This is a genomic window from Mesorhizobium sp. B2-4-12 (assembly GCF_006441575.1).
GTDB lineage: Bacteria > Pseudomonadota > Alphaproteobacteria > Rhizobiales > Rhizobiaceae > Mesorhizobium.
Map to the genome: position 1 here is coordinate 17143 of NZ_VFVC01000035.1, position 12199 is coordinate 29341.

General features: G+C 61.7%; 13 protein-coding genes and 2 pseudogenes. 12 read left to right on the forward strand and 3 right to left on the reverse strand.

Features of this window, described 5'->3' with window-relative positions:
• Window positions 1-34 precede the first annotated feature (34 nt).
• The 9 genes and pseudogenes from FJ934_RS19860 (at window position 35) to FJ934_RS19900 (ending at window position 8567) form a co-directional block, all read left to right on the forward strand.
• Entirely contained in the window at window positions 35-1342 is a 1308-nt protein-coding gene (locus tag FJ934_RS19860) for a replication-associated recombination protein A (RefSeq protein ID WP_140611547.1), read from the forward strand.
• A 425-nt stretch (window positions 1343-1767) separates the two neighbouring features.
• Window positions 1768-2024 (forward strand): annotated as a pseudogene (locus FJ934_RS19865) (DUF930 domain-containing protein).
• Between the two features lie 156 nt (window positions 2025-2180).
• Window positions 2181-3011, forward strand: coding sequence for an aspartyl/asparaginyl beta-hydroxylase domain-containing protein (locus FJ934_RS19870; protein ID WP_140611549.1), 831 nt, complete (start codon window positions 2181-2183; stop codon window positions 3009-3011).
• Window positions 3012-3035: 24 nt separating this feature from the next.
• A pseudogene (locus FJ934_RS19875) lies at window positions 3036-3323 on the forward strand (DUF779 domain-containing protein); the annotation flags it as partial.
• 41 nt (window positions 3324-3364) lie between these two features.
• Window positions 3365-3739: a fluoride efflux transporter CrcB gene (crcB, locus tag FJ934_RS19880; protein WP_140611553.1), complete on the forward strand. Its 375-nt coding sequence runs from the start codon at window positions 3365-3367 to the stop codon at window positions 3737-3739.
• Between the two features lie 56 nt (window positions 3740-3795).
• Window positions 3796-4776, forward strand: a complete 981-nt coding sequence (locus FJ934_RS19885) for an RluA family pseudouridine synthase (RefSeq protein ID WP_140611555.1) — start codon at window positions 3796-3798, stop codon at window positions 4774-4776.
• Between the two features lie 2 nt (window positions 4777-4778).
• Window positions 4779-5693, forward strand: coding sequence for a DMT family transporter (locus FJ934_RS19890; RefSeq protein WP_140611557.1), 915 nt, complete (start codon window positions 4779-4781; stop codon window positions 5691-5693).
• Between the two features lie 12 nt (window positions 5694-5705).
• Window positions 5706-6497 carry an ATP12 family chaperone protein gene (locus tag FJ934_RS19895; RefSeq protein WP_140611559.1) on the forward strand — a complete coding sequence of 264 codons (792 nt, stop codon included), beginning with the start codon at window positions 5706-5708 and terminating at the stop codon, window positions 6495-6497.
• A 180-nt stretch (window positions 6498-6677) separates the two neighbouring features.
• Window positions 6678-8567, forward strand: coding sequence for an MFS transporter (locus FJ934_RS19900; protein WP_140611561.1), 1890 nt, complete (start codon window positions 6678-6680; stop codon window positions 8565-8567).
• A gap of 82 nt (window positions 8568-8649) precedes the next feature.
• On the opposite strand, the gene FJ934_RS19905 is transcribed toward FJ934_RS19900, so the two are convergent.
• A complete protein-coding gene (locus FJ934_RS19905) occupies window positions 8650-8841 on the reverse strand; it encodes a DUF2735 domain-containing protein (RefSeq protein ID WP_140611563.1) in 192 nt (63 codons plus the stop codon).
• 318 nt (window positions 8842-9159) lie between these two features.
• Between FJ934_RS19905 and FJ934_RS19910 the strand changes: the two genes are divergently transcribed.
• Entirely contained in the window at window positions 9160-10200 is a 1041-nt protein-coding gene (locus FJ934_RS19910) for a glutamine synthetase beta-grasp domain-containing protein (RefSeq protein WP_140611565.1), read from the forward strand.
• 77 nt (window positions 10201-10277) lie between these two features.
• Here FJ934_RS19910 and FJ934_RS28235 read toward each other — a convergent pair whose 3' ends face one another.
• The gene (locus FJ934_RS28235) at window positions 10278-10436 is read right to left on the reverse strand and encodes a hypothetical protein (protein ID WP_210241970.1); all 159 of its coding nucleotides are present in this window, start codon (window positions 10434-10436) and stop codon (window positions 10278-10280) included.
• A 312-nt stretch (window positions 10437-10748) separates the two neighbouring features.
• Between FJ934_RS28235 and FJ934_RS19915 the strand changes: the two genes are divergently transcribed.
• Window positions 10749-11102 (forward strand): hypothetical protein, encoded by a 354-nt coding sequence (locus FJ934_RS19915; protein ID WP_140611567.1) that lies wholly within the window; start codon window positions 10749-10751, stop codon window positions 11100-11102.
• Here the strand turns inward: FJ934_RS19915 and FJ934_RS19920 are convergent.
• The gene (locus tag FJ934_RS19920; protein WP_140611569.1) at window positions 11099-11344 is read right to left on the reverse strand and encodes a hypothetical protein; all 246 of its coding nucleotides are present in this window, start codon (window positions 11342-11344) and stop codon (window positions 11099-11101) included. The two genes, FJ934_RS19915 and FJ934_RS19920, sit on opposite strands and share 4 nt — an antisense overlap.
• A 629-nt stretch (window positions 11345-11973) precedes the next feature.
• Here FJ934_RS19920 and FJ934_RS19925 point away from each other — a divergent pair.
• A complete protein-coding gene (locus tag FJ934_RS19925; protein WP_140611571.1) occupies window positions 11974-12183 on the forward strand; it encodes a hypothetical protein in 210 nt (69 codons plus the stop codon).
• Window positions 12184-12199 lie beyond the last annotated feature (16 nt).

Genomic DNA, 12199 nt, shown 5'->3' on the forward strand with positions numbered 1-12199 from the left:
CAACTTGAAGACATGCCCCAACCTGAAGATATAGATGGCCGATCTGTTCAGCGTTGACGAACCGGAAAAGGCGCCGCCCGGACGGCCGCTGGCCGACAGGCTGCGGCCGAGAAACCTTGGCGAGGTCGTCGGCCAGGAGCATTTGACCGGCCCCGATGGCGCACTGACCCGGCTGATCGGCTCCGGTTCGCTCGGCTCGATGATCTTCTGGGGGCCGCCTGGCACCGGCAAGACCACGGTGGCAAGGTTGCTCGCCGGTGAGACCAGCCTTGCCTTCGAGCAGATATCGGCGGTCTTTTCCGGCGTCGCCGACCTCAAGAAAGTGTTCGAGGCGGCCAAGCTGCGGCGCGCCAACGGCCGCCAGACCCTGCTTTTCGTCGACGAGATCCATCGTTTCAACCGCGCCCAGCAGGATTCCTTTCTCCCCGTCATGGAGGATGGGACGGTCGTCCTGGTGGGCGCCACGACCGAAAACCCCTCTTTTGAACTCAACGCGGCCCTGTTATCCCGCGCGCGGGTCATGGTCTTCCATTCGCTTGGCGAGGAGAGCATCGCCAAGCTGATGACGCGGGCGGAAGAGACGGAGGGCAGGGCGCTTCCGCTCGATGACGAGGCGCGGGCGATGCTGATCCGGATGAGCGATGGCGACGGACGCGCATCGCTGACCCTCGCCGAGGAAGTCTGGCGTGCCGCCAAACCTGGCGAGGTATTCGATCCCGAAGGGTTGCAGCGCATCGTCCAGCGCCGCGCGCCGATCTACGACAAGGGCCAGGACGGCCACTACAATCTGATCTCGGCGCTGCACAAGTCGGTGCGCGGTTCGGATCCGGATGCCGCGCTCTACTATCTCGCCCGCATGTTCGATGCCGGCGAGGATCCGCTCTATCTCGGCCGCCGTCTGGTCCGCATGGCGATGGAGGACATTGGCCTTGCCGATCCGCAGGCGCTGGTCGTCGCCAACGCCGCCAAGGACGCGTATGATTATCTTGGCTCCCCGGAGGGCGAACTCGCCTTTGCCGAGGCCACCGTCTATCTCGCCACCGCACCGAAATCCAACGCCGTCTACACCGCCTTCAAGGCGGCCACGCAGGCAGCCAAGCAGCATGGCTCGCTGCTGCCGCCGAAGCACATCCTCAACGCGCCGACCAAGCTGATGAAAGAGGAAGATTACGGCGCGGGCTATCGCTACGACCATGACGAGCCGGACGCCTTTTCGGGGCAGGATTATTTTCCGGAGAAGATGGGCCGCCAGACCTTCTATGATCCGCCGGAGCGTGGTTTCGAGCGCGATATCCGGAAGCGACTCGACTACTGGGCGAAGCTGCGCAAGGAACGGGAATAGCCGTCTTGCGTGGCCCGGTGGTCGTCACGCTTCGGGACGAGGCTTCGCCCTGGGGCATTTCAACCTCAGTCGTCCTGCATACACTGTTCGCCGCGACACTGGCATTGTTGCCCTTGCCGAAGCGGCCGAACCGGCTGGAGGAAGAGCGGGTGTCGGTCGACATCCTGACGCCTGAACAATTCGAGACATCGACCAGACCGCCGCCCGTACCAGCTGTTCCGGCGACGCCGAAGCCGCGGACAGCAGCGCCACCGCCTGCTTCGAACCCGTCCAAACCTCAACCGCCCAGCGCGCCGGCCATGATCCGGCCAACAGAAATGCTGTCGGGCAAGACGCTCGCCGATCCGCGCAGCCGGCAGGCGCGCGCCGATCTTGCGACCTTCGCTTCCGACGAGCGCATGGTGCAATTGTGCGATATCGAGGCCATGGACCAGATTCGCCGATGGCGAGCGGACTTTCAGCCAGACCGTGTGGTGCCCTATGCGACGGCGGAGGAAAAGATCACAGACACACGATCGCCGCGAATGGCGCGGCTTTCCGCAGCCGCAAAAACTGGTACAACCTGAAATTCAAATGCCAGCTCGCACAAGACGGTGAAAGCGTCATTGACTTTGAGTTTCTGGTCGGCGATCCCGTGGCCAGGGACAAATGGGACGAGCTCGGTTTGCCGGCGGTGCATTGACCTGATTCCAGCAAGCTCCACAAGGCAGCCACCAGGCCACGATGCCGTGACCGTTGTGTGGTCACCCAAAAAACCTTATCAAGGCGCACGACCGGGCGGTGGTCGTTGCCAAGATTTTGGCATCTCGCAACAGGATCGCGCTTCGCGCGTGGAAAAATGACAAAAACCCTTCGCAAGTCCCTTCGCAAATTCGCCATCGCCATTCCGCTTCTCGCCCTTGGCTTCTATTTCATTCCCATCCTCACGACGATCTTCATCGTTTGTGGCCTGATCGACGTGCTGCGCAACGACAGGAAGGATCTTTCGCTGTTCAGCGGTTACTTCCTTGGCAACGGCCTGTTCACCTGGCTGCTCTCGCCATTCAACCTGCTGGTGGACCTGCTCTGCTACAAAAATCCGGGCGTGTGGAAGCTGGAGCAGTTTCCGGAAGACTATCAGCGCGAGGTCAATGAGGTTCTTGATATTTTCAAGGCGCGCAAGGGCGAGATCATCGCCGACATCGACGCCAATTTCGGCGCCGGCCGGCGCGGCATGTACGTCTATCAGTGGTACGGCAAGCACAGGATAGACAACGTCGCCGAGTTCAACAGGGATTTCAAATACATCAAGACCATCGCCGTTTCCGTTTTCAGCAAGCGCGAATCGACTTCCTGGCATTTCGGCCCGCTGCGGCTCAGCCTGCGCATCCTCTATAATTTGATCCCGGTGAAGTCGGAGATCTTCGTCGAATGCGGCAACGTCAAGAATTACTGGTACGACAATCCGCTGTTCATTTTCGACGACACGCTGCTGCATCGATCGGTCAATGAATATGACGGCCGCCGCTACTGTGTGTTCATGGACATCATCAGGCCGTCCCCGGTTCCCCGACTGATAGCCGGCATGCTCGCCGTCGTCTCGGTCAGCGTCGAACGCATCAATTCGATGTTCTACAAGAACTGGAAGATGATTGGCTCGACCAAGCCGAAGAAGGTCGAAACAACCTGAACTGAAAAATCCACTAGCGCAGCCGGACCGGTGCTGTTTCACCAGTCCGGTGGCTGCTGCGACGGCTCATCGCCGATGTGCTATCCCCGCGGTGAGTTCATTGTCGGCGACAACGACGTCATGCTGGGCGAGATCGGCGGAACGCCGGTCCATATCAGCGCCTCGCAATATGAGGTGTGGAAACACACCGACCTCATCATCGACGTGGTAGCGGGCAGGGGTGGCATGTTCTCCCTCGACAACGGGCGCGAAAAGCGGTTTCTGACGCGCTCAACCGTCTGTGCCATTCCCGGAACGCCCTCGCGGGCCTGAAGGGATTGACGCCGCCGCCCTCGCAGGGGCAGTAGACGGCCATGTTCAATCTGCTTCTCGTTGTCATCGGCGGCGGCATCGGCGCCGGCATCCGCCATCTGACCAGTATGGGCGCGCTGCGCCTTGTGGGCCCCAACTATCCCTGGGGCACGATGGCCATCAACATCGTCGGCTCCTTCGCCATGGGCCTGTTCATCGCTATCCTGGCGCGCCGCGGCGGATCGAACGAAGTCAGGCTCTTTGTCGCCACCGGCGTCTTCGGCGGCTTCACCACCTTTTCGGCTTTCTCGCTCGATTTCGCGACGCTTTGGGAGCGGGGCGCCACGCTGCCCGCGTTTGGATATGCGCTGGCCAGCGTCATTGGCGCCATCATCGCCTTGTTTTTGGGTCTTTGGCTCGCAAGAAGCCTGCCTTAATGCTATTGGCGCGCCGAGAGCAGGCCAGGCCCCGCTCGGAAAACAGGTAAGAAAATATGGCAGGCGTTGAACAGATCACGGTGGAAGCCGGCGAGGCGGGCATGCGGCTCGATCGCTGGTTCAAGACCCATTTCCCGGGCCTTGGCTTTGGCCATCTGCAGAAACTGCTGCGCTCCGGCCAGATCCGCGTCGATGGCGGCCGCGTCAAGGCGGACACCCGCGTCGAGCCTGGTCAGTTGGTGCGCGTTCCGCCGCTCGAGGTGGATAAGAAAGGCGACAGCCCGCTCACCGGCCACTCGATCCGCAACCAGGGCGATGCCGACGTGCTCGCCAAGATGCTGCTGCATGAGGACCCGAAGGTCTTTGTCTTCAACAAGCCGGCGGGTCTGGCGGTGCAGGGCGGTTCGGGCGTCACCCGCAATGTCGACGACATGCTGGAAGCCTGGCGCAACCAGAAGGGCGAGAAGCCACGGCTGGTGCACCGGCTCGACCGCGACACGTCGGGTGTGCTGGTCGTTGCTCGCACGAGACTGGCCGCGATGAAGCTCTCCGAGGCATTCCGCGCCCGTGAGACCAAGAAAACCTATTGGGCGCTGGTCAAGGGCGTGCCGCCCAAGCGCGAGGACAAGATCTCGACCTGGCTGATCAAGGAGGCGACGCCAGACGGCGACCGCGTGCGCATCGCAGCACACGGCGAAAAGGGCGCCGACCACGCCGTCTCCTACTACCGCATCATCGAGCAGGCGGCACAGACGATGACCTGGCTGGAGATGGAGCCCTATACTGGGCGCACGCATCAGTTGCGCGTCCATGCGGCCTATATCGGTTGTCCGATCATCGGTGATCCCAAATATTTCGAGGCCGACACCAATTGGGATTTTCCCGGTGGCATTCAGAACCGCCTGCACCTGCATGCACGCCGGATTATCATTCCTCATCCGGACAAGGGTGTCATCGACGTCAGCGCCCCGATGCCACCACACATGCGCCAGAGCTGGAACCTGATCGGTTTCGACGAGCAGAGCGCGGAGGACTGATTGTGAGTGGCGCTACCGACGTGCTGGACCGCCGCGACACGGTCGATCTAGCAGCCGCTGCCATTATGGTCGGCCTGACCTTTTCCTGGGGCCTGAACTACGTCGCCGCCAAGATCTCCTACGCCGGCTACGATCCTGTCTTCCTGGCGATCGCGCGCTCGGTCATTGGCGGCTTCTTCGTCTTTCTCTGGTGCCGCTGGCGCGGCATCGCGCTTTTCACCCGGGATGGCACGTTGCTCGCCGGTATCGCTGTCGGCGTGCTTTTCGGCATCGAATTCCTCTGCCTCTACGTGGGGCTGGAGCACACGACCGTTGCCCGCAACACGCTGTTGGTCAACTCAATGCCGTTCTGGATGCTGGTGGGCGGGCATTTCCTGCTTGGCGAGCAGATCACCTGGCGCAAATTCCTCGGCCTGCTATTGGCCTTCGCCGGCCTTGCCACGGTCTTTTCCGATAAGCTCGGCGGCGGCGACATGCTGTTCGGTGATCTCCTGAGCCTCGGCTCCGGGTTCTTCTGGGCCTTGACCAATATCCTCATCAAACGGTCGAAACTGGTTGAAGCGAGCGCCGAGAAGCTGTTGCTCTATCAGTTCGCCGGCGCGGCGATAGTCGGCATTTTGGTATTGCCTCTCGCCGGTCCGCCGGTGCGCGATCCCTCATTGCTGCCGACATTGGCGCTGCTTTTCCAGGCGATCTACATCGTCGCTTTCACCTATGTCCTATGGTTCTGGCTGCTGCGCCGCTATCCGGCTTCCGGCCTGTCCAGCTTCACTTTCCTGTCGCCGGTTTTTGGTGTCTTGTGCGGTGCCTTGATCTTGAACGAGCCGCTGACCATTCGCATTTTTCTGGCACTTGGCTTGATTGTAGCGGGCCTGATCATCGTCAACCGGCCGGCACGCAAGCTGACACCGGTGTAAGAGAGAGATTTCATGCGTGATATCCTCAACGACCTCGAAGCGGGCAAATATCTTTCCGATCCGGATCCGGTGCGTCGCGCCCAGATTCAAATGAAGACACCGCTGCCCAAGCGCTTCTACAAGACCGTTTCGGTTGCGCCGATGGAGGGAGGGTTTGCCGTCCATCTCGACGGCAAGCCGGTGCGTACGCCCGGCAAGGCGCTGTTGGCGCTGCCGACGCAGGCGGCGGCAGCGCTTGTGGCCGACGAGTTCGCCGCGCAGGACGAGACCATCAATCCGGTGACGATGCCGGTGATGCGCCTCGTCAACACCGCTTTGGACGGGGTCGCCAGCGATCCGCAGGCAGTGCTGGAAGACATACTTCGCTTTGCCTCGTCGGATCTGCTCTGCTACCGCGCCGACGCGCCGCAAGGGCTGGTCGAGCGGCAGAACGAGCAGTGGGATCCGGTCATTGACTGGGCCCGTGCGGCGCTCGGCGCCCGCTTCAACCTTGCCGAAGGAATCATCCATGTCGAGCAGCCGCGCGAGACGATCGCCGTTCTGGGCAGTCATCTTGCCCAGCGCGCGCAGCCGCTGCGGCTGGCCGCCATCCACGTCATGACCTCCCTGACCGGTTCGGCGCTGCTGGCGCTCGCCGTCGATTTCGGCGAGCTCGACGGTGAGGCGGCCTGGGCCGCCGGCCATGTCGATGAGGACTGGCAGATCGAGCATTGGGGGCAGGACGCCGAAGCGGTCGCGCGTCGCACGGCCCGCAAACGGGACATGATGGCTGCCGTCAATCTTCTCGAAGCGCTCAAGGTCTGACCGGCCGGTTTATTGCCGCAGCGCACCTAATACCAAAGTCATAATCCCAAAGGCGCTCTGCCTTAGACCCCGGCTTTCTGTCATTTTTTCCGTGATGGCTGTCGTGAGTCCGCGTTCGCAGGAGAACCCGGACGCTGCCACGCGGCATCGAGGACAAGGGTCTCACGGGAGGATAACTCAATGGCAATGGCATCAACCGCCGGCGGAACGAGCCGCGGCATGACGCGGGAGGAGAAGAAAGTCATCTTCGCCTCTTCGCTCGGTACCGTTTTCGAATGGTATGATTTCTACCTCTATGGCTCGTTGGCGGCCTTCATCGGCTCAACCTTTTTCAGCCCGACCATTCCCGAGGCGACCCGCAACATCTTCGCGCTGCTGGCCTTTGCCGCCGGCTTCCTCGTGCGCCCGTTCGGCGCGCTCGTGTTCGGCCGCATCGGCGACCTTGTCGGCCGCAAATACACCTTCCTCGTCACCATGACGATCATGGGTCTGTCGACCTTCCTGGTTGGCCTGCTACCCGGTTATGCGACTTTGGGCATCGCGGCTCCGGTGATCCTGATCGTCCTGCGCATGCTGCAGGGCCTGGCGCTGGGCGGCGAATATGGCGGTGCGGCGACCTATGTCGCCGAGCATGCGCCCGATGATCGCCGTGGCTTCTATACGTCCTGGATCCAGACGACGGCGACGCTCGGCCTGTTCCTGTCGCTGATCGTCATCCTGATCGTGCAGGGATCACTGAGCAAGGAAAGCTATGCCGCCTGGGGCTGGCGCGTTCCCTTCATCGTCTCCTTCGTTCTGCTTGCCGTTTCGATCTGGATTCGGCTGTCTCTCTCCGAATCTCCAACCTTCCAGAAGATGAAGGACGAAGGGAAGGGCTCCAAGGCGCCGCTGTCGGAAGCCTTCGGCCAGTGGAAGAACGCCAAAATCGCCCTGCTGGCGCTGCTCGGCCTTACCGCAGGCCAGGCCGTGGTCTGGTATAACGGGCAGTTCTACGCACTGTTCTTCCTGCAGAACGTGCTGAAGGTCGACGCGCAGTCGGTCAACATCATGATCGCCATTGCACTGGCGCTCGGCTCGATCTTCTTCGTCGTCTTCGGGTGGCTGTCCGACAAGATCGGCCGCAAGCCGATCATCATGGCCGGCCTCGCGCTTGCCATCGTCTGCACCTTCCCCCTGTTCAAGGCGCTGACCTGGGCCGCCAATCCGGCGCTCGCCAAGGCGCAGCAAAATACGCGGGCGACGGTGACGGCAGCACCCGGCGACTGCAAGTTCCAGTTCAATCCGGTCGGTACCGCGAAGTTCACGACGTCCTGCGACATCGCGACTTCGTTCCTGACCAAGAACTCGGTTCCCTACGACGTGGTGCCGACGGCCGCGGCCGGAACGGCTGCGTCGGTCAAGATCGGCAACGAGACGGTGACGTCCTACGATGCGGTCGCCGCCGGCGATCAGGCCAAGGCCAAGGACACTGCCTTCGTCAAGGCCGTCAACATGTCGTTGCAGGATGGCGGCTATCCGCTGAAGCGCGCGGCAATCAAGGTTGTGGATCAGAAACTCGACGCCTTCATCGCGGCCAATCCCGAGTTGAAGCTCGATGCCGCGACCATCCGAGGCGGTGAGAAGGCGACTGTTCCGACTGACAAGGCAGTCACCGACAAGCTGTTGACCAAGGACGAGGCGGCCGGCGCGCCAGAAGTCACCGTCTACAACATTCCGGGCGGCGGTGCCTTCGCCATGGTCGCTGATCCGGCGGCCGTGAACTGGCCAATGACGATCGGCATCCTGTTCATCCTGGTGGTATTCGTGACCATGGTGTACGGACCGATCGCCGCGATCCTGGTCGAGATGTTCCCGACCCGTATCCGCTACACCGGTATGTCGCTGCCCTATCACATCGGCAATGGCTGGTTCGGCGGCCTGCTGCCGGCGACCGTGTTCGCGCTCAGCGCCTACAAGGGCGACATCTACTATGGCCTCTGGTACCCCGTGGTGATCGCGGCGATGTCGCTGGTCATCGGCATGATCTTCGTCAGGGATACGCTCGGCACCGATTTGGACGCCAAGCAATAGCCGACTGGTTGAGCTTAAAAAACAAAGCCCGGCGCGAGCAATCGCGCCGGGCTTTTCATGTCCGAGGCCTGAAGAAAGCGGATCAGCTCTTGCGCTGATTCTCGTCTTCAATCGCCGCTTCGTGGTACCAGCCGTCAAAATCGACGTGCGTGCCGCGCAGGGATGCGAGCTCTGCCGCGAATTTGGCCTTCGCGCCTAAATTTGAAGCAGATTTACGTGCTGCCAGAGGGAACATCAGAATTTGTGCCGACGGACGGGAGGTAGCAACTTCCACGGGCATTCTCCTTTCTTCCGCAGGAGCTTGTCGATTCAGCTTTGCTGCAAGATAGGTTCTGCGAGTCCTTTAGGCAATATGCCTATGAAGAGATCAGTATTTGCCTGCTATTTGTGCATTTCAGGCCTTTGATCGATCTCGGTCCATTTGCTGAGGCGGCTCGGCAAATTCAATGAGATATCGCAGCCATTTTGCCGCACTCGCCGACGCCCGAGTGGCACACGAATTGCTTTTTTGTGATCCGGCAGGGCCGGCTGCTGAGGGCAGGCGCAAGTCGACGCCGTTCAGTGTTCGGTGATCAAGCAACGAGAGGCTAGAATGACGAAATACAAGCTCGAGTACATTTGGCTCGATGGTTACACCCCGGTCCCCAACCTTCGCGGCAAGACGCAGGTCAAGGAATTCGCCGAATTCCCGACGCTCGAACAGCTGCCGCTGTGGGGCTTCGATGGATCCTCGACGATGCAGGCCGAGGGCCGCAGTTCCGACTGCGTGCTGAAGCCAGTGGCACTCTATCCGGATCCGGCCCGCACCAATGGCATTTTGGTCATGTGCGAAGTCATGATGCCCGATGGCGTGACGCCACACGAGTCCAACAGCCGTGCGACCATTCTCGACGACGATGGTGCCTGGTTCGGTTTCGAGCAGGAATATTTCTTCTACAAGGACGGCCGTCCGCTCGGCTTCCCGGACAGCGGCTATCCCGCGCCGCAGGGCCCGTACTACACCGGCGTCGGCTACAAGAACGTTGGCGACGTCGCGCGCCAGATCGTCGAGGAGCATCTCGACCTTTGCCTCGCCGCCGGCATCAACCATGAAGGCATCAACGCCGAGGTGGCCAAGGGCCAGTGGGAATTCCAGATTTTCGGCAAGGGTTCCAAGAAGGCCGCCGACCAGATCTGGATGGCTCGCTACCTGCTGCTGCGGCTGACCGAAAAGTACGGCATCGACATCGAGTTCCATTGCAAGCCGCTCGGCGACACCGACTGGAACGGCTCGGGCATGCACTGCAACTTCTCGACCCAGTACATGCGCGAAGTCGGCGGCAAGGCCTATTTCGAGGCGCTGATGGCGCAGTTCGACAAGAACCTGATGGACCATATCGCCGTCTACGGCCCGGACAACGACAAGCGCCTGACCGGCAAGCACGAGACCGCGCCGTGGAACAAGTTCAGCTATGGCGTCGCCGACCGTGGCGCCTCGATCCGCGTGCCGCATTCTTTCATCAAGAACGACTACAAGGGCTATCTGGAAGACCGCCGTCCGAACTCCCAAGGCGACCCCTACCAGATCGCCTCCCAGGTCCTGAAGACGATTTCGCAGGTTTCGACCGGCGCGTCGATTTCGGCTGCCGCCTGATCGTTTTCGCGGCACGGGTCAGGAACATGGCCTGTGGCCGGAGACCCCGATAAAGCCACGGTGGAAACGCCGTGGCTTTATCGTGCTGCTTGGGCGGCGTGAGTGGGCAAGCCAGTCCAACCGGCGACAGCTCCGCGCGCCTTGGGCGTTGCCAACACCTTGGCATGCGGCAGGGCAGGGCCGCGGTTGCCGTCGCGTGGGATCATCTCGCCAATGGCGACCAGTGCGTTCAGCACGCCTTCCTCGTCGCTTGCACTACGGCCATATAAAAATCGTCCATCCCTGCCCAAGGGATGAAATCCATATGCCCATGGCTCCGCTCGGCGGCGGGCCTTGCGGAAAGCGGCGTTAGGCGCGGCGTCGACAAGGCGAGAAAGATGTCGCCGGAAATGTGAGCCGGTGGTGGGGGCCCACGCCAGGCCGAGCGACTGCTTGACGAGAGCCGGTTTGCTCTCCCAAAACCCTCGTGACAGCAAGCCCCGCACTTTCTCGGCGCTGGCGGAACCCTCCCGCTTTTGCGACGTTCCCGACGCGAAAGGAGACTTGAGATGGCTAAGAAGAATAAGATTCCCAAGAAGGTCGCGGGCTTCAGGGTGCCGAAGGCGATGCGCAAGTCGAGAATGCTGCGGTCGCTGCTCTCGAGTCCGCTTGGCCGAGACCTCCTTGCAAACGCTATCACCGCCGGCGCGGGCGCCGCGGCGGCCGTTCTGGTGCAGGAACGGGGAGAGGTAGCATCCGCCGGCAAGCAACTGGTGAGAAAGACCGCCGGCGCCGCCGGCATCGCCACCGAGATGGTGCAGAGCGCGGGCTCGGCGGTCATGGGGGTGCTGTCCGACGCGGCTGACGCCGTGCTGCCGAAGAACCAGCAGAGGGGCGGCCAGAAGAAGGCTGCCGGACATTAGTGCAACATGAACTCCCAGATGCCCGTTCCGGCCTGCCGAAGCCGCTGGAACAGCGGTTGCTGAGGGCCTATGCGGATACGGCCCTTCATCGTATGGGTGCCGCGGCGGTACTGCGCGCGCTCGGCGTCCTGGTGCGCAAACATCCAGGTGCGGCCTTCGATGCCGCGCGCGCGGCAATCGCCCAGGCCGGGCGCGTCGGCTACGGCGAGTTGAAGCACGCATTGTTGGGCAGGCGCGAGCAACCGTCTCCCGAGTCTCCTCGGCTGGGCAAACGCAAACTGCGCCGCTTGCGCAAGATGCTCGATGGAGAAGCTACGGCACCGCCGCAGCGGTCGGCAGACGGGAGCGAAAAGCCGGCCGTGAACCACGATCGCTGAATCTGCACGGCCCCGACGAACTTGCCGGATAGGCGCCACCCTCCGACGTTCTGTCCGTGCGAGAACCCCGGCCTTTACCGGGGTTCTTTTTTCTGCGCCGGCCTGGCGGAGCGAATACACCCAAAAAAAGTCAGGTTGAAAAGGGCGGCTCAAAACCGTCGTGCCGGCCCACCCTGGCTGACATGCGGTTACCGTGGCTCAGATCGGCAAGCTTGTAAATCGCTCAAAAAGCCCGGAAAACCGCGGTTATGCGGCGCCTGCCCACTGAAAGGCTCTTATATAAGCTATTGTTCATACACCGAAATCGGCGGTTATGCCTCCGGTTGGCGGCGTTGACAGATTGCGCTGCGGCATGCGTATTCGTGGCCTTGGGGTTGCGCCAAAGTGATGCTGTTCGAACGGGGCGGGGTTTCTTGAACGACGGCATTGGCGGGGGCGCCGGACGAGCGGGCATTGCAGCCTGAGGCAGTGCGCCGCTCGCTCCTGGCGTTTTCATGACGTTCAAAGCCGTTTGCGAACGCAGCTGCATCAGCCTCGTCCCGATCCTGATTTTCATCCTCCGCCGCCAGCTATTGCCTGGGCAAGGGCAATCCATCCCTGAACCAAAAGCAGTCGAGCGCTGGCGCATGGCTGGCCCTTCGCATTGGCGAAACCAGGGCAGCAAAAAGCCCTTGAAGGAGGACGTCCTTCAAGGGCTTTTTTAACGCTATCCCAGGGGAT